This is a genomic window from Rhizobium sp. 57MFTsu3.2, assembly GCF_012932765.1.
Lineage (GTDB): Bacteria > Pseudomonadota > Alphaproteobacteria > Rhizobiales > Rhizobiaceae > Rhizobium > Rhizobium altiplani.
In genome coordinates this window covers 95,487-115,955 of sequence record NZ_JDWI01000006.1, presented here as the reverse complement: position 1 = coordinate 115,955, position 20,469 = coordinate 95,487, and the positions used below count along the sequence as shown (strand labels likewise).

At 59.4% G+C, this 20,469-nt stretch carries 19 protein-coding genes; 9 read left to right on the top strand and 10 right to left on the bottom strand.

Translation table 11 applies throughout. The annotated features are described in order from the left end of the window. Positions 1-32: 32 nt before the first annotated feature. A complete protein-coding gene (locus tag AF71_RS09115; protein WP_025659826.1) occupies positions 33-1,076 on the bottom strand; it encodes an aldo/keto reductase in 1,044 nt (347 codons plus the stop codon). A gap of 207 nt (positions 1,077-1,283) precedes the next feature. On the opposite strand from AF71_RS09115, the gene fabD reads away from it, so the two are divergent. The 7 genes from fabD (at position 1,284) to gmk (ending at position 7,804) form a co-directional block, all read left to right on the top strand. After that, a complete protein-coding gene (fabD, locus tag AF71_RS09110) occupies positions 1,284-2,228 on the top strand; it encodes an ACP S-malonyltransferase (RefSeq protein ID WP_018857374.1) in 945 nt (314 codons plus the stop codon). Between the two features lie 30 nt (positions 2,229-2,258). Next, a complete protein-coding gene (gene fabG / locus AF71_RS09105; protein WP_018857373.1) occupies positions 2,259-2,996 on the top strand; it encodes a 3-oxoacyl-[acyl-carrier-protein] reductase in 738 nt (245 codons plus the stop codon). Between the two features lie 289 nt (positions 2,997-3,285). Then, a complete protein-coding gene (locus AF71_RS09100; RefSeq protein ID WP_003547058.1) occupies positions 3,286-3,522 on the top strand; it encodes an acyl carrier protein in 237 nt (78 codons plus the stop codon). A 94-nt stretch (positions 3,523-3,616) separates the two neighbouring features. Next, positions 3,617-4,879 (top strand): beta-ketoacyl-ACP synthase II, encoded by a 1,263-nt coding sequence (gene fabF / locus AF71_RS09095; RefSeq protein WP_112656260.1) that lies wholly within the window; start codon positions 3,617-3,619, stop codon positions 4,877-4,879. Positions 4,880-4,996: 117 nt separating this feature from the next. Then, entirely contained in the window at positions 4,997-6,232 is a 1,236-nt protein-coding gene (gene mltG / locus AF71_RS09090) for an endolytic transglycosylase MltG (protein WP_169681067.1), read from the top strand. Between the two features lie 15 nt (positions 6,233-6,247). Continuing rightward, positions 6,248-7,135: a YicC/YloC family endoribonuclease gene (locus tag AF71_RS09085; protein WP_018116251.1), complete on the top strand. Its 888-nt coding sequence runs from the start codon at positions 6,248-6,250 to the stop codon at positions 7,133-7,135. Between the two features lie 3 nt (positions 7,136-7,138). Continuing rightward, entirely contained in the window at positions 7,139-7,804 is a 666-nt protein-coding gene (gmk, locus tag AF71_RS09080; protein ID WP_018116250.1) for a guanylate kinase, read from the top strand. 111 nt (positions 7,805-7,915) lie between these two features. Here the strand turns inward: gmk and rsmA are convergent, their stop codons facing one another. The 7 genes from rsmA to AF71_RS09045 all read right to left on the bottom strand — a co-directional run bounded on the left by rsmA (position 7,916) and on the right by AF71_RS09045 (position 16,401). Then, positions 7,916-8,743: a 16S rRNA (adenine(1518)-N(6)/adenine(1519)-N(6))-dimethyltransferase RsmA gene (rsmA, locus tag AF71_RS09075; protein ID WP_018116249.1), complete on the bottom strand. Its 828-nt coding sequence runs from the start codon at positions 8,741-8,743 to the stop codon at positions 7,916-7,918. Beyond that, positions 8,743-9,768 carry a 4-hydroxythreonine-4-phosphate dehydrogenase PdxA gene (pdxA, locus tag AF71_RS09070; protein WP_169681065.1) on the bottom strand — a complete coding sequence of 342 codons (1,026 nt, stop codon included), beginning with the start codon at positions 9,766-9,768 and terminating at the stop codon, positions 8,743-8,745. Before pdxA ends, rsmA begins: the two co-directional genes overlap by 1 nt. 5 nt (positions 9,769-9,773) lie before the next feature. After that, complete coding sequence (locus AF71_RS09065; protein WP_025659820.1) at positions 9,774-10,724, bottom strand: peptidylprolyl isomerase; 951 nt, start codon at positions 10,722-10,724, stop codon at positions 9,774-9,776. A gap of 187 nt (positions 10,725-10,911) precedes the next feature. Beyond that, positions 10,912-13,269, bottom strand: coding sequence for an LPS-assembly protein LptD (locus AF71_RS09060; protein WP_018857366.1), 2,358 nt, complete (start codon positions 13,267-13,269; stop codon positions 10,912-10,914). After that, positions 13,269-14,357: an LPS export ABC transporter permease LptG gene (gene lptG / locus AF71_RS09055; RefSeq protein ID WP_018116849.1), complete on the bottom strand. Its 1,089-nt coding sequence runs from the start codon at positions 14,355-14,357 to the stop codon at positions 13,269-13,271. Before lptG ends, AF71_RS09060 begins: the two co-directional genes overlap by 1 nt. Next, entirely contained in the window at positions 14,354-15,532 is a 1,179-nt protein-coding gene (lptF, locus tag AF71_RS09050; RefSeq protein ID WP_025659817.1) for an LPS export ABC transporter permease LptF, read from the bottom strand. The genes lptG and lptF overlap by 4 nt, the downstream gene beginning before the upstream one ends. Before the next feature lie 101 nt (positions 15,533-15,633). Beyond that, a complete protein-coding gene (locus AF71_RS09045; RefSeq protein WP_192241545.1) occupies positions 15,634-16,401 on the bottom strand; it encodes a phosphatase PAP2 family protein in 768 nt (255 codons plus the stop codon). Positions 16,402-16,591: 190 nt separating this feature from the next. Between AF71_RS09045 and AF71_RS09040 the strand changes: the two genes are divergently transcribed. Beyond that, positions 16,592-18,085, top strand: a complete 1,494-nt coding sequence (locus tag AF71_RS09040; protein WP_169681061.1) for a leucyl aminopeptidase — start codon at positions 16,592-16,594, stop codon at positions 18,083-18,085. Further along, positions 18,082-18,531 (top strand): DNA polymerase III subunit chi, encoded by a 450-nt coding sequence (locus AF71_RS09035; RefSeq protein ID WP_018857362.1) that lies wholly within the window; start codon positions 18,082-18,084, stop codon positions 18,529-18,531. The genes AF71_RS09040 and AF71_RS09035 overlap by 4 nt, the downstream gene beginning before the upstream one ends. Before the next feature lie 49 nt (positions 18,532-18,580). Here AF71_RS09035 and AF71_RS09030 read toward each other — a convergent pair whose 3' ends face one another. After that, the gene (locus AF71_RS09030; protein WP_169681059.1) at positions 18,581-19,507 is read right to left on the bottom strand and encodes a Gfo/Idh/MocA family oxidoreductase; all 927 of its coding nucleotides are present in this window, start codon (positions 19,505-19,507) and stop codon (positions 18,581-18,583) included. Positions 19,508-19,602: 95 nt separating this feature from the next. Beyond that, a complete protein-coding gene (locus AF71_RS09025; protein ID WP_169681164.1) occupies positions 19,603-20,394 on the bottom strand; it encodes a polysaccharide deacetylase family protein in 792 nt (263 codons plus the stop codon). Between the last annotated feature and the right edge of the window lie 75 nt (positions 20,395-20,469).

Below are 20,469 nucleotides of genomic sequence, written 5' to 3'. Positions count from 1 at the left end.
ACGGCCAGATCGTGATGCATCGTCCGGTTGCCTTAGATCGGCATCGGGTACTGGCGATGAACCGCCTCGATTTCCACGAGAACGTCGTGCGACAGCTTGAGATTGACGGAGCTCAGGTCTGTATCGAGCTGTTTCATCGTCGTCGCGCCGATAATCACCGAAGCCATGAATCGGCGATGCAGGCAGAAGGCGAGCGCCATCGCAGCAGGATCGAGCCCATGCCGTGCAGCGATATCGAGATAAGCCTTCGTCGGTGCTTCCTGCAAAGGCTGCAGCCGACCGCCGAGATCGCCATTGATCGCCCCGCGCGAGCCTTCCGGCTTGGCGCCGTCGATATACTTGCCGCTCAGGATGCCGCCGGCGAGGGGGGAATAGGCGAGCAGGCCGACATCCTCGTGATGCGACAGCTCCGCCAGATCGAGGTCGTGGTGGCGGTAGAGCAGATTATATTCGTTCTGGATCGTGGCAACGCGCGGCAGGCCGAGCTGTTCGGCGAGCGTCAGATACTTCTGGGTGCCCCAGGTGGTTTCGTTGGAAAGGCCGAAGGCGCGAACCTTGCCTTCCCTCACAAGAGCACCCATCGTTTCCAATATCTCCGTGATATTGGCGACGGCCTTGGCGTGGTCCTGCTTGAAGGGATCGTAGTGCCAAGCCTGACGGAAATGGAAATGTCCGCGGCTCGGCCAATGAATCTGGTAGAGGTCGACATAGTCGGTCCGCAGGCGCTTCAGGCTTGCCTCGATCGCCAGGCGAATATTCTTCGCGTCGGCACCGTCGCCGTTGCGGATGTAGGAACGGCCGGGGCCCGCGACCTTCGTCGCGAGCACGATATCCTTGCGCTTGCCCGTCTTCTGGAACCAGCTGCCGATGTAGTCTTCGGTCAGCCCCTGCGTTTCCGCCGAAACGGGCGTAGTCGGATAGAGCTCGGCCGTGTCGAAGAAGTTGACGCCCTTCTCGACGGAATGGTCCATCTGCTCGTGCGCTTCGATCTCGGTGTTTTGCGTGCCCCACGTCATGGTGCCGAGGCAGATTTCGGACACGGAAATATCCGTGCGGCCAAGTTTCCTGTATTTCATCTGAAAGCCTTGAAAGTGATCTGAAAAAGAAATGGTCTGGAGGGGCGGCGCAAATCTAGACTGGAATTGAGTAAGCGCAAGGGGCCAAAACGCTGCGTTCTCGCAGCTGCAAAAGCCTTGGAGCGCGGGGCTCCGGCACTTGACTCTGCAGGAAAGAATGTCAATTGGAGGCGAAATAACCAGAGGTCCAATTATAAAGGACATAGGATGACCATCGCTTTCACATTTCCGGGGCAGGGCAGCCAGGCTGTCGGCATGGGCAAGGATCTCGCTGAAAACTTCGCCGAGGCACGCGCCGTCTTCCAAGAAGTCGACGAAGCGCTGGGCGAGAAGCTGTCCGAGACGATGTTCAATGGGCCGGAAGATACGCTGACCCTGACGGCCAATGCGCAGCCGGCCTTGATGGCGGTGTCGATGGCGGTTATCCGGGTCCTCGAAACCAACGGCGTCGACCTAAAGGCAAAGGTCTCCTATGTCGCCGGTCATTCGCTAGGCGAATACTCAGCGCTCTGCGCCGCAGGAACCTTCTCGCTGGCCGACACTGCACGGTTGCTCCGCATCCGCGGCAACGCCATGCAGGCCGCCGTACCGGTCGGCGTCGGCGCGATGGCGGCCATTATTGGCCTTGAACATGCCGATGTCGCCGCCGTCTGCGAGGAAGCCTCGGCCGTCGGCTCCTGCCAGATCGCCAACGACAACGGCGGCGGTCAGATCGTCATATCAGGCGAGAAGGCGGCCGTCGAAAAGGGCGCTGCGATTGCGACCGAGAAGGGCGCCAAGCGCGCGATCCTGCTTCCGGTCTCCGCTCCCTTCCATTCTTCGCTGATGGCCCCAGCTGCAGAAGCGATGCGCGAAGCGCTGGCCGGCGTGAGGAAGTCCAACCCGGTCGTGCCTCTTATCGCCAACGTGCGCGCTGCGCCGGTGACCGACGCCGACGAGATTGCAAAGCTGCTGGTGGAGCAGGTGACGGGCCAGGTCCGCTGGCGCGAGACTGTCGAGTGGTTCGCGGCCAATGGCGCGACGACGCTTTACGAGGTCGGCTCCGGCAAGGTCCTGACCGGCCTTGCACGCCGCATCGACAAGACGGTGAACGGCATCGCCGTCAACACGCCTGCTGATATCGACGCGGCCGTTGCCGCCCTGATGGCCTGATAGATTTAACGATTACAAGGAACACTACCCATGCTCGACCTTTCCGGCCGCAAGGCTCTGGTTACCGGCGCATCCGGCGGCATCGGCGAAGAAATCGCCCGTATCTTGCATAAGCAGGGCGCAATCGTCGGCCTTCATGGCACCCGCGTCGAGAAGCTTGAGGCGCTGGCCAACGATCTCGGCGATCGCGTCAAGATCTTCCCGGCCAACCTCGCAGACCGCGACGAAGTCAAGGCGCTCGGCGTCAAGGCGGAAGCCGATCTCGAAGGTGTGGACATCCTCGTCAACAACGCCGGCATCACCAAGGACGGCCTGTTTGTGCGCATGAGCGACGAGGACTGGGATAGCGTCATCGAAGTGAACCTGACGGCGATGTTCCGCCTGACGCGCGAGATGACCCACCCGATGATGCGCCGCCGCTATGGCCGTATCATCAACATCACGTCGGTCGTAGGCGTGACCGGCAATCCGGGCCAGGCCAATTACTGCGCCTCCAAGGCGGGCATGATCGGCTTCACGAAGTCACTGGCTCAGGAGATCGCAACCCGCAACGTCACGGTCAACTGCGTGGCGCCTGGCTTCATCGAGTCCGCCATGACCGGCAAGCTGAACGACAAGCAGAAGGAAGCGATCATGGGAGCGATCCCGATGAAACGCATGGGCACCGGCGCGGAAGTCGCCTCTGCGGTTGCCTATCTCGCCTCGTCGGAAGCTGCTTATATGACAGGCCAGACGCTGCACGTAAACGGCGGCATGGCCATGATCTGAAACGGGAAACTGCGTTTCGAGGCAGTTTTCGCCGCAATAGCGTGTTGAGCAACCCGATGGGGTTGATTTTCTGGCTTTGCGGCAGACTTAAACCGTGTTAAGCGGGCCATGACTGTGAACAGTCTCCCGAGAAAGCAGACGGACCGGCGGGCTTTTGTGCAAGCCTGGGACATTTCTGGTAGCCGGGTTCAAAGAGTTTGCCGAGGGTGGCTTAACGGCGCCGCAGGCTGAAACAGGGTAGGGATGTCACAAGGCATTCTGATCAGGATATAAGGTCGAGGAAACCGACATGAGCGATATCGCAGAACGCGTAAAGAAAATTGTTATTGATCATCTTGGCGTCGACGCCGACAAGGTTGTTGAAAGCGCCAGCTTTATCGACGATCTGGGCGCTGACTCGCTCGACACCGTCGAACTGGTCATGGCGTTCGAAGAAGAATTCGGCGTTGAGATTCCGGACGACGCTGCAGACTCGATCCTGACGGTCGGCGATGCCGTGAAGTTTATCGAAAAGGCTCAGGCTTAATCCTGAGCGATTGAGAAAAGGGCGGACCCGGAGTCCGCCCTTTTTATTTCTGGCATGGTTCTCCAAGAACATAAAAGGCGGGGGAATGCAGTCGATGAGACGGGTCGTCATAACAGGTACCGGCATGGTATCGCCCTTGGGATGCGGAACGGAAGTGACGTGGTCCCGCTTGCTTGCGGGTCAAAACGGCGCCCGCCTGGTCACTGAGTTCGAAGTCGACGATCTGCCCGCAAAGATTGCCTGCCGCATTCCGGTTGGTGACGGCAGCGACGGCACCTTCAACGCCGACGACTGGATGGAGCCTAAGGAACAGCGCAAGGTTGATCCGTTTATCATTTATGGCATGGCCGCCGCCGATATGGCGCTTAAAGATGCGAACTGGCACCCCGAGAGCGATGAGGACCAGGTTGCGACCGGCGTCTTGATCGGCTCCGGCATTGGCGGCATCGAAGGCATTGTCGAAGCAGGCTACACGCTGCGCGACAAGGGCCCGCGCCGCATTTCGCCCTTCTTCATTCCTGGCCGTCTGATCAACCTCGTATCCGGACAGGTGTCGATCCGCCACAAGCTGCGCGGGCCGAACCACTCGGTGGTCACGGCATGCTCGACTGGCGCTCACGCGATCGGTGACGCTGCCCGTCTCATCGCGTTCGGCGATGCGGACGTCATGGTTGCTGGCGGCACCGAGTCCCCGGTCAGCCGCATCTCGCTCGCCGGCTTTGCCGCCTGCAAGGCGCTCTCCACCCAGCACAACGACGATCCGACCAAAGCGTCGCGCCCCTATGACAAGGACCGTGATGGGTTCGTCATGGGTGAGGGGGCCGGTATCGTCGTTCTCGAAGAGCTGGAACATGCCAAGGCGCGCGGCGCCAAGATCTATGCCGAAGTGGTCGGCTATGGCCTCTCGGGCGATGCCTATCACATCACGGCTCCGTCCGAGGACGGTGAAGGCGCGCAGCGCTGCATGACGATGGCGTTGAAGCGAGCCGGCTTGACCGCTGCCGATATCGACTACATCAACGCGCATGGCACGTCGACGATGGCCGACACGATCGAGCTCGGCGCGGTGGAGCGTCTGGTTGGTAATGCAGCCTCCAAGATCTCGATGTCGTCGACGAAGTCCGCGACCGGTCATCTGCTCGGTGCTGCCGGCGCGATCGAGGCCATCTTCGCAACGCTTGCAATCCGGGACAATGTCGCGCCTCCGACGCTCAACCTCGACAATCCTGAGCGCGAGACCGCGATCGACCTCGTCCCGCACAAGGCCAGGCAGCGGGAAATCAACGTCGCCCTGTCGAATTCCTTCGGATTCGGCGGCACGAATGCCTCGCTGGTGCTGCGCCGCTACGTCGCCTGAGTTCAGGCGTTGACGTTCTGGCGGTGGGGCTGCACCTTGCGCGGCGTGGCCCCACCTGCATTTTGCCGCATTGCTTAGCAAGAAGCGGGACTTGAGGCCAAGTTTAGAGGATTGCCGGTGAACGATACGAACCAAAACAACGGGACGATCGGCGAGGAGAGCCAGCAGACGCAGAGTGGGCCGATCATTCCCAAGTCGCCAAGCGAGGCGCTGCGGCCGGAACGCGTGCCCGAGCCGCCGAAGCGCTCGAAGAAAGCGCGCAGCCAGGTTATCATTTTCCTGAACTTCCTGATGACGCTGGTCGTCCTCGGCTGCGCAGCCGCTGTCTTCCTCTTCTACTACGCGATCTCGGCCTACCAAGATCCTGGTCCGCTGGAAACGAATACGAACTTCATCGTGCGAAATGGTGCCGGCGTTGCTGAAATTGCCGCGAGCCTTGAACGAAACAACATCGTCTCGGATGCCCGTATCTTCCGCTACCTCACGGCAACCCACCTTGATGATGGCGAGAGCCTCAAGGCGGGTGAGTACGAAATCAAGGCACATGCTTCCATGAACGACATCATGGAACTGCTGAAATCCGGGAAGTCGATCCTGTATTCCGTCGCCTTCCCCGAGGGCCTCACCGTCCGCCAGATGTTCAATCGCCTGAACGAGGATGCCGTGCTGGAAGGCGATCTCCCGGCTGTCGTCCCCGCAGAGGGAAGCCTCCGCCCGGATACCTACAAGTTCTCGCGCGGCACGAAGCGGGTCGAAATCATCGAGCAGATGGCTGCGGCCCAGCAGAAGCTGGTCGAGCAGGTTTGGGACAAGCGCGACCCGTCGCTGCAACTCAAGTCAAAGGACGAACTGGTCGTCCTCGCCTCGATCGTCGAGAAGGAGACTGGCGTTCCCGATGAGCGTGCCCACGTGGCTTCCGTCTTCCTTAACCGGCTGGACAAGGGGATGCGCCTTCAATCAGATCCGACAATCATCTACGGGTTATTCGGCGGCGACGGAAAGCCGACGGATCGCCCGATCTATCAGTCGGACCTGAAGAAGGAAACGCCCTACAACACCTACGTGATCAAGGGGCTTCCCCCGACGCCGATCGCCAATCCGGGCCGTGATGCGCTGGAGGCTGTCGCCAATCCATGGAAGACGCAGGATCTGTATTTCGTCGCCGATGGTTCCGGCGGGCACGTTTTTGCAGCCACTCTTGAGGAGCATAACGCGAACGTCAAGCGCTGGCGCCAACTGGAAGCCGCCAAGGGAGCCGATCCCAATATTGCGGTCGACGGACAGCCCGAGAGCCAGACGCAGCCGGACACACCTGCCGCGCCTGCTGCCCAAAAGAAAAAGAAGACGAACTGATTTTTGGAGGCTCGCATGGCTTTGCAGTCCATGACCGGTTTTGCGCGGCGAGAAGGCACGAGCGGCCGTTGGCGTTGGGCTTGGGAGTTGCGTTCGGTCAACGGCAAGGGCCTTGACCTGCGCTTGCGCTTCCCGCCGGGGCTGGAGCGTATGGAGAGTGACGTGCGTCGCCTTGCCGGCGAGCGCTTCAGCCGAGGCAATATGCAGGCGTCGCTTTCCGTCTCTGCCGGTGAGAGCCGCATTGAAACCGTCCTCAATCAGGAAGCGCTTTCCGCTGTGCTCGCCTTGCGCGATCAGCTTGGCGGCATCATCGATCCCGCGCCGTTGCAGCTGGATACATTGCTCGCCATCCGGGGTATCATCGAATTCCGCGAGAGCGAGGACGGTGATGAAGCGATCGCCGCCCGCGATTCCGATATTGTGGAAGGCCTGATCGCAGCTCTCGCCGACCTACGGCACATGCGCGAGACGGAAGGTGCCGCTCTGTCGCGCGTACTTCTCGACCATGTGGCCACCATCGAGGGATTGACAGAGGTGATCGAGCGTGACCCCTCCCGCTCTCCGCAGGAGATCTCGACGAGATTGGCCGCGCAGGTCGCATTGCTGATGGATGGATCGGGAAAGCTGGATCGCGACCGGCTGCATGCGGAAGCTGCTCTGCTCGCCACCAAGGCGGATCTCCGTGAAGAGATCGATCGCCTGAAAGCGCATGTGGTTGCCGCTCGCGACCTGCTCGGCAAGGGCGGCCCGGTCGGGCGTAAGCTGGATTTCCTTGCACAGGAATTTAACCGAGAATCGAATACTATCTGCTCGAAGTCGAATGCCGCGGCAATCACCGCCGCCGGCATCGAACTGAAAGTCGTCATCGACCAGTTCCGCGAGCAGGTCCAGAATCTGGAGTGATACATGAGCCCGGCCCAGTCGAGCACACCCACCAAAATCGCCCGGCGCGGGCTGATGCTTGTCCTGTCCTCGCCCTCGGGCGCAGGCAAGTCGACAATTGCTGGCAACCTTCTCCGAGACGACCACAGCCTCGAAATCTCTGTCAGCGTTACGACCAGGGCCAAGCGGCCGAGCGAGATTGCCGGCAAGCATTATCACTTTATCACTGTACCGCAGTTCGAGAGGATGCGCGACTCAGGCGATCTGCTCGAATGGGCGGAGGTTCACGGCAACTTTTACGGCACGCCGCGCGAGCCCGTGGAATCGGCCATGGCCGAAGGTCGCGACATGCTGTTCGATATCGACTGGCAGGGTGCCTTGCAGCTTCAGGACAAGATGAAGGCCGATATCGTTTCGATCTTCGTGCTGCCGCCCACCATGACCGAACTGCAGTCTCGCTTGCATCGCCGGGCCGAGGATTCGGAAGAGGTCATTCGTACGCGGCTTTTGAATTCGCGCGCGGAGATCGAACGGTGGCGCGAATACGACTATGTCATCGTCAACGACGATCTCGATGAGGCTTTTCGCAATGTGAGCTGCATCGTCAATGCCGAACGCGTCCGCCGCGACCGGCGTTACGGCTTGTTCGATTTCGTCAACGGGCTGCTGACTGAAGAGCCGAACCTTTAGGACCTGCACGGTCGATGCAATGGTGCTTGCGGCTAGATCAACTGACCGGGCCGATATGCTGTCACGCGATTCACTATCCTGGAAAGTCGGCGTGCCCTAAGCGAACGCTGGCTAGAGGCAATTCGCCAGTCGAACAAACTCTTCGACTGAAAGCGTTTCGGCCCGTCGTTGCGGGTCGATATCCGCCTTCTTCAACAAGACTTCGCCCCCCAGCGGCTTTAGGCTCTGCCGCAGCATCTTGCGTCGCTGGCCGAAGGCGGCATGCGTGACCTTCTCCAGATCGGCGACCGAGCAGGGGATCGGGCTTTCCTTTGGGGTCAGATGAACGACAGTCGACGTTACTTTCGGCGGCGGCGTGAAAGCTTGCGGCGGAATGTCAAACGCCATCCGTGCGTTCGTACGCCATCCGCAAAGCACGCCAAGACGTCCATAGTGGTCGTCGTCTTCGGCCGCAACGACGCGCTCTCCCACTTCCTTCTGAAACATCAGCGTCAGCGAGTCCCAGAAAGGAGGCCACTGCTTCGGCAGGATCCAATTGACCAGCAGCTGCGTGCCGACATTGTAGGGCAGGTTGGCAATGATCTTCACCGGTCCCTCGGGCGTCAGAGCTTCGAAGTCCGTCTTCAGCGCATCGCCTTCGATGACCTCGAGCCTCCCCGGATAGTGATCCGCGATTTCCGAAAGCGCGGGTAAACAGCGAGAATCACGCTCGACGGCGATCACCTTCTTTGCACCCAATGCCAGAATGGCGCGCGTCAGGCCGCCGGGACCCGGACCGACCTCAAAAACCGTGGCTCCTTCCAAGGAGCCGGCTGTGCGAGCAACCTTCTGCGTCAGGTTGAGATCGAGCAAGAAGTTCTGGCCGAGCGCCTTGCGCGCATCGAGGCCATGGCGCTGAATGACATCGCGAAGGGGCGGCAGCCCATCCAAGGCAGCCATCAACGATGCCCTTCTGTGGTGCGTCCGAGGTGACCGGCGAGCTTCAGCGCCGCGACGAGACTGTTTTCACGCGCAAGGCCCTTGCCGGCGATCCCGAAGGCGGTGCCGTGATCGGGCGAGGTGCGCACAAAGGGCAATCCCAGCGTGACGTTGACAGCGTCGTCGAAGCCAAGTGCCTTGGCCGGTATCAGGGCCTGGTCGTGATACATGCAGATCGCAACGTCGTAACGCGCTCTGGCGTCGTCGTGGAACATCGTATCGGCAGGCAGCGGACCGATTGCGTTTATCCCCTCGGATCTCAGGAATTGGATGGCCGGTTTGATGACCGTTTCATCCTCTTTGCCGATCGCACCGTCTTCTCCGGCGTGTGGATTGAGACCGGCTATCGCGAGCCGGGGTTGCTCGATCCCGAAGCGACGCCTGAGATCGGCATCAGCAATCCGGCAAGTCTCGATGATGAGATCGGCCGTCAGTGCCTGAGGCACATCCTTGAGCGGAATATGAATTGTAACAGGAATGGTGCGGAGCTTCGGACCCGCGAGCATCATCACCGGTATCCCCGCCTGTCCAGTCGCACGTGCGGCGAGATCGGCCAGAAACTCAGTGTGTCCGGGGAAGGGAAAGCCGGATTCGTAGAGAACGGACTTGGCGATCGGGTTGGTGACGACGCCGAGGGCTTCGCCACTCATTGTCAGCGAGACAGCTCTTTCGATCGCGGCGATCGTGCTCTTTGCCGTCGCCACATGCGGCTCACCCGCTACAACGTCGATACCTGCGGCAATGGGGAGCACGGGGAGGGCATCTGCAAAGACATCATTGGCGTTGGTGCAATCGGTCTCGCGAATGGCGATCGTCAAGCCTAGGAGCTTGGCACGCGATGCCAGCACATCAGGGTCGCCAATGAACACGAACGGAGGCAGACCCAGCTCCCTGCGCCGCATCCAGGCCAGAAGTGTGACATCGGGGCCGACGCCGGCCGGATCGCCCTGGCTGAGAGCAAGCGGGCGCGAGAACGAGAGTGTCATCTTGCTCAGGGACGCATGATCTGCGCCTTCTTGCGCAGCTCTTCCATATATTTCTGGGCGTTCGGATTTTCCGGAGGGGCGTTCTTCCCTGCCTTCGCCTTATCAAGGTCTTCCTGGCGGAACACCATTTCGGCGGCTTGGTCATCAGAAACCTGGCGCTGGCTGCAGATGGCGATGTATTCGACACCTCTGTCGGTCACGCGCGTGGCGGTCGTGTTGCCCTTTGCCTGCTCGACAAGCGGCTTCCATTCGGCCGGAAGTTCCGGTGCAAGAACGCGACCAAGGTCACGGACTGACACGTCAAGCATCGTTGCTGCGAAGACCTTTGCCTGGTCACAACCCGGATACTTCGCGCGAGACGCCTCGGCTTCGCTCTTGCGTTTGCCGACGATGCCCTTCTTGTTGGCGGGAACGACGAAGATCATCTGCTGCAGAATATATTCGGTGGTTTCCGGCTTCTGCTTGTTCTCCATCATGCGGGCAACAAGGTCGGAATTCGACATGCGATTGCTCGAACCGTAGCGGGCATTGACAAGGCGCGGCCAGCTCATCTGCACGGCAATGAAAGCCTTGAAATGATCAACACCGACGCCGGCGCGTTCGAGAATTTGCGTCATCTGGTCCGTCGTCAACTTGTTGCCGCTCGCGAACCGCGCGAACGATGCGTTGACGTCGTCCTTGGAAACCGACATGCGGACGCGGGAAATTTCCTGCTGCTTCAGCGTCTGTTCGATCAGCTGTTCTTCCGCTGCTTTCGCATCAGCCTTTTGATGCTGCAGGCGCAGGAATGCTTGGCGCTTGGCGATGTCACCGCTGGTGATTGCTGTTCCGTTGACGACAACTCTGACTTCGCTTGCAGCAAAAGCTGAGCCGGTCTGCGGCGAGGCAAAAGCCGCCAGCATCGCGAAAGTCGCGCCGGCAATCATCGTCCTTACGGTTCTTCTTGCGCCAATCATCTATCGACCCTTCCCATTGACGCCGCGCACTCACGTCGCGGCGCGCATACCTTCCCGAGACACACGGGCATTACCGCTGCAAATTGAAAATTCAGCATATGCCTTAGATCTCAACTGGCGACAATGTCCTGCATAGTCTTACGGCGAAAGAAAGGCCCTTTCTTTCGCCGTATTACAGAACTGACAGTTAATTCTGGTAGATGGTTGGGCTGGCATCTATGGGCGTGCCGAGATTGATGTCGCCCAGCGTCCGGAAGGTCAACCTCGCCCCGATACTCCAGTCGCTCGCGGTTTCCGCGGTGGTATCGCGCTTGTCGATATATGCGATCGTGAAGATGGTGCATTCGTCTTCATAGGTAAGGCCGATTGTCTTCCTGACAACAGTGTTGTCCTGAAGGTCCCAAGCGACGCCGCCAAATACCGTCCAATAATCCTTGAACTTAACAGCAGCCTTGGCCTGGATCTCATCATTGTCCTCGGCGAAGCCGTATTCCGGCTGCGCTGAGACATGCGTGTAGATCATCTGACCTTGGAAATTGTCGGTCTGGTAACCGGCCGTCAAATCGCCACGACGGAAATCCAGGTCCTTGTCGTCAAGCCGATAGGAAGCTGCAAGGGCAACGCCCTGTGGCGTTTCGATCCCGCCGAGTCCGACGAAGTCGGAGACGTCCGTTTCGAGGCCGGAGTCGGCGCCGACGTTTACCAGATCAGCCGTGTCAAAGGAGTTTTGGCCGCCGAGCTGGTAGGATTGGCCGAAGATACCGTGCAGCTTGTAGCCGTTGTCGAACGTACCGGTGTACTGGAAGCCGACATTGGCGCGCGTGCCACCTTCGATACGGTCGTAGCCGGAGAACTTATCACGCTCGAAAAGATTGGTCGCATCGAACACGAAGCTCTGCGCATCTTCGTTCGGAAGAGAGCCGGCAAGCCGTTCGTCGGGCCGTGCATAAAGCTGAACAATCGGTTCGAACAGGTGTGTGCTGTTCGCGGTCGTACCGAGGATCGGGTAGCGCATTTCCAACCCTGCGGTAAACATCGAACGCGTCGCTGCATTACCGTCGTCGTAATTGCCGTCATAGACAAAGGTGCCGGAGGTCGGCGGCGGCGTCATGTTCAACGCCAAGGCATCGCCGCGGGCTGCAAGCAGCGGAGTGATCAAGAAGCCCTGAGGCGTGACAAAGGTCCGCTTCCATTCCAGTTCGCCCGTCAGGCGAGATGTCTGGCCCTCAAGGCCGCGGAACCGATCAAAGCCTGCGACGCTATAAAAGTCGTCGTGCGTGCGCGACAGGTTCGTGAAGTTGACATCGGCAGATAGTTCACCTCCGGCGAGCGGCTGCGGCGCCACGAAGTGATAGTCCATCACCGGGTAAACGATTGCCTGCTGCTTCTCGGCGATATCATTCGGATCGGCGTTCTGAACGTCGAAATAGAACGAGCGCAGATCGAAATAATTCCGCTTGCCGAGACCCGTCAGGTAAACTTGGTTGGTATGTGTACTTTCGTCCAGACCCTTCAGGTTATAGGTGCGAGCGAAGTTGTTGTCACTCTGAACCATCACGTCCCAACCAAACGCCCATCGCGGGTTGATTTGGAAGGCCCCCTTCGACGCTACGACACCGCGGAAGTCATTTTCGGCATCGCTGGTGCCGGGCGTAAAGGTCCCCGGGCTGAGCTGGTCGATACCGGCCACGCGCAAGGTGTGCGTGCCGTTCTCGAATCTCTGGCGGAATTCCGCGTCCGCCAGGAAACCCTGGGTGGTGTAACCCGTGCCGGTCACCGTGACGTCGCTGCTCGGCGAAATGACGTAATAGTACGGGACAGAAAGGCCGAAGCCGAGATTCTGCGATGCGCTAAAGGTCGGGAAAAGGAAGCCGGACTTCCGCTTCACGGTATTGTCGGGGACCTCGATCCACGGAACGTAGGCGAGCGGGTGGCCAAGGAGCTCGAAGCGCGCCTTTTCAAGGCGAATCGTATGCTTGACGCCGTCCTGAATGACGCGTTCAGCCTTTACCTGCCAGAAGGGAGGTCGTTCCGGTCTTTCAGCGCAAGGCAAACAGGCGGTATAGACGCCCCTGTTCAGGATCATTTGCGTGCCCCCAACACGCTGGCCGGTTTCGGCAACCAGGCGCGTATTGTCGGGGGTCTCAATTCGGAGCGCGTTTACGAACCCGTTGGCAAAATCGTCGGTGATGTCAATCTTGTCACCGTACATGCGGTTGCCGTCGGGGGCGATCAACTCCACGTTGCCGAGCGCCATCAGGCGGCGGGTCTGCTGATTGTACTCGACGCGTTGCGCCACCAATCTGTAGCCGGCGTAGTTAATCTGTACACCGCCGATGGCCGAAACGATCTGCGCGTCCTTGTTGTAGACGAGTTCGTTTGCCGACAGAATCAGCTTCTGGTCGGCGGACACGTTCGGCCTCAAGCCTTGCAGGGCATCCTGGGCGAAAGCAGCAGGAAAGCCATTCGAATAGGTAGACAGGGCCGCGCCTAGGAGCAGGGCAACCAACTGTTTACTAAGAGTCTTGCGGTCGCCTGCCGCCACTAGCCATCCTCCTGATGAAGCAGAATTGTTGCACCCAAAGCCAAGGCAACAATGACCGGAATCCACGTTGCCACGAAAGGCGGGACAACCCCACTGCTTCCGAATGCTTTTACAAGCACGGTGACCACATAAAGCACGAAGCCCGACAGGATTCCACCCAGAATCACCGACCTCGACTGGTTGAACCGGCTAAATTTTAGGGACACTGTTGCAGCAATGAGAGTCATTGCGACAAGCAACAGTGGTTGGGACAACAACGAATGAAATTGGGTCTCAAGCGCCTTGGTCGGAATCCCGAAGGATCTCGCCGCGTCAATTCGGCTCGAGAGATCAAAAAATCCAATAGTTTCAGGGGCTGTCAGCCTCTGCTGGATGAAATCCTGTTTCAAATTGGTGCTTACGCGCACCTCATCGAGCCGTGTGGCGACTTCGCCCGGACGACGCTCGACAACGTTCTTAAGAAGCCAGTAACCATCTTCCAATTTTGCCGACGCGGCGTCCTGTCTCAGGATGATGTGATCGGACGAATCGAAATGCACGAACACGGCGTTCATAAGCAGCGTGCCGTTTTCGAGAATCGTATTCGCTCCGATGATCACGTCGTCCCCGCCGCTGATCTGGCGAATCCACGGAACTTGCGGCGCGGCGTTCGACCCTGAGACTTCTCCACGCCAGTTGCTCTCGATGACGGCAGCCTGACGTTGCCCCCAGGCTGCCAGCGGGTTGAGGACGGTCATGACCAGGACGCCGAGCAAAAAGGCGCCTGCGAGGAAGGGAGACATGAACTGCCAAACCGAGATGCCGGCAGCACGCGTCACGACCAGTTCGTATTTTCGGTTGAGCCCGATTAGAACGGTCATGCCCACAAAGAGGGCAATGAAGGGCACGGTCTGCTGCAAGATGAGCGGCAGACGCACCGCCGTCATCGCGAGCCCGCCGGTCACGGTGTAGCCGGGAAGACCGGAGAGTCGGCCAGCGGTCTCGCTGAAATCAACGAGGTAGACGATGCCAATCACGCCGAGAAAGAACCACATTGTGGTCAGCAGGTATCGACGGAAGAAGTAACGGCCGAGTGTCCCGAGAATCATGCGCTGCCTCCGGCGGAGGGATCTGCCGACCGACCAAAGCGTCGCGACAGTCTCTGCCAAGAGGCGGAGATTCGGTCGCTCATCGCGGACACGACCGACAGGCGCTTATGGTGCGACAGAGATGCGATTGCCAAAAGGCTGGCGACCACGGGAATCGCATAGAGCACGCCGATATACTCTGGATCCGTGTCGATCTGGTTGGCGGCGTAGAACGACGCCCAACGAATACCGAACGCGAAGATGAGCGCCGCGACCATGGGGTGCAACCGTGCTTCGCGGTGGGAGCGAGCATCACCGGCGATCGCGAGCGAAATCAGCGCAAACACCATCGGAAGAACCCAATCCGTCATGCGGCGGTGCAATTCGGCACGATAACTACCGGGTCTGGCGATGTAATCCTTGTCGTTCGGATCCGGATTGAAGAGGAACGCAAGCTCGCGGTCGGATGCGCGAAGAGTCGCCTGACCGCGGTTTTGGGTCAGATCGGACAGGTCGAAGGAGTAGGAATCGAAACGAATGACGGAGACTTCACCGGTTTGCGTTTTGCGGTGAACCTCGCCATCATGCATGATGAGTGACGTGCCCTTCTCGTCAACGGCGCCTTCACGTGCGTAGTAGATAAGCTCGAATGCGGGGTCGCGCTCATCGACGACGAACAAGCCCTTGAGCACGCGTCCGGCCAATCTCTCGGATATCTGTACGTAGAGGCCGGTGTCGATGCGGCGGAAGTTCTTCTCTTCAATCACGGTCGAGAGCAGATCCGCATAGGCAGCGGCCACCATCTGGCGAACCCCCGTCTTGGCCTTCGGCTCGACGACGTTGTCCACCAGAAACGAAAAGATGCTAATGACGGCGGCGAGGATGAGGATCGGGCGCAGGATAATGCTGCGCTTGGCGCCAGCCGCGTCGATGACGGTCAGCTCCGAATCGTTGTTCATCGTCGTCAGGGTCTGCGTCACACCGATGACAAGTGCGAACGGCAGCACGATCGGAATGATCGACGGTAGAATCAGCGTTGCCAGCTTGGCGAACGATCCCATCGACTGGCCGCTGTCGGTTACGAGATTGACGCGCTGCAGGACCTGAGTCGTCCAAATGATCGCGAGCACCGGCAACAGGGCAACGAGAAACATCTGGCCAACGCGCCGGAGTATGTATGTTTCAAGCAGTTTCATTAATGCCCTTGAACGCCATTTGCGAACCAATGCCGCTACGCAGCGAAATCCATCTACGCTGTTTGGGTCTCTTTTGCGACAAGCTGGAGTCGAAAATTCATTCAAATTTCAGATTTTTTTTTGCCCTGTGGCGAATCGGTAAGCGCAAGAAGACCTGCAAAGACAACAACGGACGAAAGCCAACCCAGGATGACGTCTGAAAGGTAGTGCGCGCCAAATGCAAGACGCATGGCCGGTGTCAGAAAGGCGATTGCTGTGAGGGGGAGGGCAAGCGCGAAGCGCGCCGGCTGTGGTATCAGGAAAATCAGACAGAAAACCCAGCCGGCGCCTGCCGCTTCGCCGGAAATGAAAGAGCAGTTCGATACGCATTTTCCGATCATGGAGCCCGCCTGCACGAAGTCGAGGTGGCCACCAAAATCCAGCGTTTGGGACGGTCGCGGTCTACCCCAGTATGTCTTGAGAATGAGGTTGGTGAGGATCACGGGGCCGATCACCAGCGAGCCGAGAGCAATCTTGAAGGCGCGGGCGCGCGCGAGGTTGAAAGTGGCCCCGCAGTGCCCGTAGCACTCCAAAAGTTTCCACAAGAGGACGATGGCGATGAGGTAGGGAAGCCGGAAGAACAGCGTTCTCAGGAACCCGAGATAAGCCTCGTGCCGGTAAGGAAAGTAGCCGCAGTTTTTTCCGAATGTGGCTGGAGTGCTGCATGCCTCGCGCACAAAGAAATGCGCTGATGCGTAGACATCGATCTGCGGAAAGCCGTTGAACAGCAGAAGCAGCAGCCACCACAGACAGAAAAGACCTATAAACACACGTGCGGGATCGCTGTCGGGCATTTGTATGCGCCAACACGTCCTCGTCCCTGCAGACATCAAAAGGGAAAGCAATTCGGAATTCCTGTGGACTTAATTCCGCGGGAGGAATATGCGCCGAAGATGACATCCCTTTAACGGGTTGGCGGTTAGTCAGGCCGCCACGGCCTCATCCCGAAGACTTGTTTTCGGGGGTGAAACCCGAAATGATCGGATAGAGCGGATTTAGGACAATCCCACTGGAGAAGACATGTCAGCCAAGTTCGATATCTCATTTGCAAGCTCCACCGAGATCGCCGGTGGCTACGCGATCCTCCTGCAGGCAAGCGGAGCGGACCTTGCCGCCGGGGGCAAGCTTGCGGATCCCGCTGGCGTCATCCCGAGAGCAGCAAAGATCGCCGGCTTCTCCGCCAAGGCGACGACTGTGCTGGATCTCGTTGCGCCCGAGAGGTCCGCAGCTGAGCGGCTTATCGTTGTAGGACTCGGCAAACCTGAAGAGCTGACCGCTCACGATTGGCTGAAGGCTGGCGGCGTCGCCGCATCCAAGATCAAGAAGGCCGAAAAGGTCGCAATCTTCGTCGATGCGCCGGGTGCCGGCGTCGGAGCGAAGGAAGCGGCGGATTTTGCGCTTGGAATGCTTTTGCGCGCCTATAGCTTCGATACCTACAAGACCAAGAAGAAGGACGAGGACGGCAATGGCCGGAACGGGCAGGTGCCGATCAAGATCGTTACCGCCAAAGCGACAGAGGCGGCAGAAGCCTTCAAGCTCTCGGAAGCCGTTGCGGCGGGCGTTAACCTGGCCCGCGATCTTGTGAACGAGCCGCCGAATGTTCTGGGTCCGGTGGAGTTTGCCGCCAAGGCAAGCGAATTGCAGAAACTTGGGGTCGAGGTGGAAATCCTCACCGAGAAGGAAATGCAAAAGCTTGGCATGGGCGCCCTGCTGGGCGTGGCACAAGGCTCGGTCAGACCCCCGCGTCTGGCGGTCATGCAGTGGAAGGGCGGCAAGAGCGGCGAGAGTCCGGTCGCCTTCATCGGCAAGGGCGTGGTCTTTGATACCGGCGGCATTTCGATCAAGCCCGCTGCCGGCATGGAAGAAATGAAGGGTGACATGGGCGGTGCTGCCGCTGTCACCGGCCTGATGCATGTCCTCGCTGCCCGCAAGGCAGCCGTGAACGCGGTCGGCATCATCGGTCTGGTCGAAAATATGCCCGACGGAAACGCGCAGCGTCCCGGCGACATCGTTACCTCGATGTCGGGCCAGACGATCGAGATCATCAATACCGATGCTGAAGGACGGCTCGTTCTGTGTGACGCGTTGTGGTATTGCAACGATCGCTTCAAGCCGAAATTCATGATCAATCTGGCAACATTGACCGGCGCTATCCTTGTTGCGCTCGGCAATGTCCACGCCGGTCTGTTCTCGAATGACGATGAGCTCTCCGCGCAGCTGACCGCTGCCGGCTTGACAAGCAGCGAAAAGCTGTGGCGCTTGCCGCTCGGCAAGGAGTACGACAAGCTGATCGACAGCAAGTTCGCCGACATGAAGAACTCCGGCGGCCGTCATGCGGGATCGATCACCGCCGCTCATTTCCTGAAGCGATTCGTGGAGGAAACGCCTTGGGCACACCTCGACATCGCAGGAACGGCAATGGGCTCGCCGCAGGATGAGATCAATCAGTCCTGGGGTTCCGGTTACGGCGTACGCCTGCTCGATGAGCTGGTGCGTGCCAACTACGAGTCATGACGGAAGTTCTGTTTTACCATCTGACGGAATCCAAGCTGGAGGATGCCCTCCCGCCGTTGCTCGAGAAAAGCGTCGAGCGCGGCTGGCGGGTCGCGGTGCAGTTGAAAGACGCTGCGCGACGCGACCTGCTCGATCAGCATCTCTGGACATTTCGCGAAGATAGCTTCCTGCCGCATGGCACGGATGAGGGGGACCTGGCGGCAGATCAGCCGGTTCTCCTTACGGTTTCCGAAGGGAATTCCAACGCGGCGACGGTACGATTTATCGTCGATGGAGCTGAGCCGCCGCCGGTCGAGCCTTATAGCCGGATCGTCTTCATGTTCGATGGTTACGACCAGGCGCAGCTCGAAGGGGCTCGCGCGCAATGGAAGAAGCTGAAAGGCGAAGGACATAACCTCACCTATTGGCAACAGACCCCGGAAGGGCGTTGGGAAAAAAAAGCATGAAAAAGCCCGCTTCAAGCGGTCCGCTTCAAGCGGGCTTTTTCATTTGAAATCAATCGTGGAAGGCGTCGACGAACTTGCGCCTGCTGAGCATGAAGGCATCGGCAACGTGGCGAAGCGGCGCCAGATCGACGTCGGATTTGCCGGCTTTGACAATTTCCGCAAAGCGCCGGTAAAGCGCGGGGTACTCTTCCTCGGGCGCCGAAAACTTCAGCTCGCCATTGATCGACAGCTTGGAGCCGCCTTCCGCAAGCTCCACATGGCCGGCTTCGGTTTCCGCGAGGATGTCCCAGCTCTGCTTGCCGGTCTGACGCCAGTCGAATTCGGCATGAACCGGCACGCCGTCAGCGTTCTGGAAGTGCAGATCCGCGGCGATCGGCGCATCGCGATTTTCCGGGAATTCGAGCGTTGCGCCTGTCAGGAAGATCGCCTTTGGGAGGATGTGGGTAACGATCGAAAGGGCGTTGATGCCCGGGTCGAAGACGCCAAGGCCGCCGGCTTGCCAGATCCAGTCCTGGTTCGGATGCCAGTGGCGAACGTCTTCCTTCCAGATGACATGAACGCTCTTGATCGTCGTCGACGCGAGGAAGGACTTCGTGGCTTCGACAGCTGCTGCGTAGCGGGAATGCCAGCTCGCAAACAGCGAAACGCCCTTGCTGGCCGCCAGCTTTTCGAGATCGGCCACTTCGCTTAGAGTCGCGCCCGGAGGCTTTTCGAGGAACACATGCTTGGCGGCGGAAAGCGCCTTGTGCGCTGCCTCGTAGCGATACTGCGGCGGCATGCAGAGCGAAACGGCATCGATCGCCGGAACGGCGTCGAGCATTGCATCGATCGTCGTGAAGCTCTGGATGCCTTCGACGGTGCCGTGGCGACTCGCCGTTGCAACGAGCTTGAAGTCCGGATTCTTTGCAATCGAGGGGAGGTGCTGGTCGCGGACGATCTTGCCGACGCCAACGATGGCGAGGTTGATAGGTGACATGCTGGTGCTCGCGTTCGGTGTTTCGCTCAAAAGTATGATTTATTTTGCGCCTGTTTTAGCAGAAAGAAACCGGGGGGCAAGCGTCGATAGGCCCGTCAGATGGACGCCATTTCGGCCGGTGCCGTCGGCTTCTTGAACTGCAGCGTTACGACCTTATACCCCTCGGCCTCAAGGGTTGAAAGGAGCGTCGGCAGCATTGTCGCCGTGCGATTGTGGATGTCGTGCATGAGGATGATGCCGCGGCCCCGCTTGTGCAGCAGGTCCATCGTCCGTTTGGTGACGGCGGCTGGCGATGTATTGAAGTAGTCCTTGCTGTCGACGTCCACATCCATCACCACCATATCGCGCATTGCCACGGCGCCACGAAGCTTCCGGCTATCGGCAAGGTATGGAAAGCGAAAGAAGTTGACGTCGCCGCCGGTCGCCTTGGTCACGGCGGCCTCGCCGGGTGTGATTTCCTTCATGGCCATGTCGAAGGTCAGCGTCGCCAGGTTCTCGTGCTGGTAGGTGTGGCTGCCGATCGCGTTGCCTTCAGACGCGATCTTGCGGGCAAGCTCCGGATGTCGTTCCGCCATTTCGCCGACCATCATGAAGGCCCCCTTGACGCCGAAGTGGTCCAGTGTCGCGAGGACACGGTCCGTGCGGCCGGGGATCGGACCGTCATCGAAGCTGAGGATGACCTCCTTGTCCTGGAGGTGCAGGTCATGAATGGACGCGACGATGAGTGCTCGACCGGCGAGGTGATGCAGGCGGCTGTCGCTCGACATTTGGGGCAGGGCAGCATCGGTCCCCGTTGCCGGGCTGCCTTCAGGCGCGACGATGGAGGAGGTGGTCATTGTGGTGTCAGGCGCAGGATGCCTGGTGGATTGGCAGCCGGCCAGGGCCATGCTCAAGATGGCACCGGAAGGGCAAAGCGATGTATAAAAGGGCTCAACAAATCAGTAATGAAAGTTGAGGCAACC

Coding starts and splice junctions, on each gene's coding strand:
- AF71_RS09040 (WP_169681061.1), top strand. CDS start 16,592: ATGTCAGCCAAGTTCGATATCTCATTTGCAAGCTCCACCGAGATCGCC.
- AF71_RS09115 (WP_025659826.1), bottom strand. CDS start 1,076: ATGAAATACAGGAAACTTGGCCGCACGGATATTTCCGTGTCCGAAATC.
- rsmA (WP_018116249.1), bottom strand. CDS start 8,743: ATGGCTGCCTTGGATGGGCTGCCGCCCCTTCGCGATGTCATTCAGCGC.
- AF71_RS09035 (WP_018857362.1), top strand. CDS start 18,082: ATGACGGAAGTTCTGTTTTACCATCTGACGGAATCCAAGCTGGAGGAT.
- pdxA (WP_169681065.1), bottom strand. CDS start 9,768: ATGACACTCTCGTTCTCGCGCCCGCTTGCTCTCAGCCAGGGCGATCCG.
- lptG (WP_018116849.1), bottom strand. CDS start 14,357: ATGATTCTCGGGACACTCGGCCGTTACTTCTTCCGTCGATACCTGCTG.
- fabF (WP_112656260.1), top strand. CDS start 3,617: ATGAGACGGGTCGTCATAACAGGTACCGGCATGGTATCGCCCTTGGGA.
- fabD (WP_018857374.1), top strand. CDS start 1,284: ATGACCATCGCTTTCACATTTCCGGGGCAGGGCAGCCAGGCTGTCGGC.
- lptF (WP_025659817.1), bottom strand. CDS start 15,532: ATGAAACTGCTTGAAACATACATACTCCGGCGCGTTGGCCAGATGTTT.
- AF71_RS09085 (WP_018116251.1), top strand. CDS start 6,248: ATGGCTTTGCAGTCCATGACCGGTTTTGCGCGGCGAGAAGGCACGAGC.
- AF71_RS09065 (WP_025659820.1), bottom strand. CDS start 10,724: ATGATTGGCGCAAGAAGAACCGTAAGGACGATGATTGCCGGCGCGACT.
- AF71_RS09025 (WP_169681164.1), bottom strand. CDS start 20,394: ATGGCCCTGGCCGGCTGCCAATCCACCAGGCATCCTGCGCCTGACACC.
- fabG (WP_018857373.1), top strand. CDS start 2,259: ATGCTCGACCTTTCCGGCCGCAAGGCTCTGGTTACCGGCGCATCCGGC.
- AF71_RS09045 (WP_192241545.1), bottom strand. CDS start 16,401: ATGTCTGCAGGGACGAGGACGTGTTGGCGCATACAAATGCCCGACAGC.
- AF71_RS09030 (WP_169681059.1), bottom strand. CDS start 19,507: ATGTCACCTATCAACCTCGCCATCGTTGGCGTCGGCAAGATCGTCCGC.
- AF71_RS09100 (WP_003547058.1), top strand. CDS start 3,286: ATGAGCGATATCGCAGAACGCGTAAAGAAAATTGTTATTGATCATCTT.
- gmk (WP_018116250.1), top strand. CDS start 7,139: ATGAGCCCGGCCCAGTCGAGCACACCCACCAAAATCGCCCGGCGCGGG.